Below are 260 nucleotides of genomic sequence, written 5' to 3'. Positions count from 1 at the left end.
GCCCTGATTAGATTACATACCGGTTTTACCCCATCCCCCATTGAATGGGCAACAAAACCCGGGGAGAGTTTTTCATGGGAAAGTACATTGTAAAGCGCATCCTGCTGATGTTCATGACTTTGTTCATCATCATGACGATGTGTTTCATCCTCATCAAGATGCTGCCGCTGCCGGCGGTACGCGAAATGGGCAGGGACGTCAACCTGATATTGGCCAAGCGGGAACAGATGGGCTACAACCGGCCGCTGCTGGTCCAATAC

The 260-nt window shown here is 51.2% G+C and carries 1 pseudogene; it reads left to right on the top strand.

The annotated features are described in order from the left end of the window. Positions 1 to 74: 74 nt before the first annotated feature. Positions 75 to 260, top strand: a pseudogene (locus FQ664_RS26295) (hypothetical protein); the annotation flags it as partial.

Origin of the sequence: Pseudomonas persica (genome assembly GCF_900291015.1) — a bacterium.
Taxonomy (GTDB): domain Bacteria; phylum Pseudomonadota; class Gammaproteobacteria; order Pseudomonadales; family Pseudomonadaceae; genus Aquipseudomonas.
This window is presented reverse-complemented; position numbering and strand designations above follow the sequence as displayed.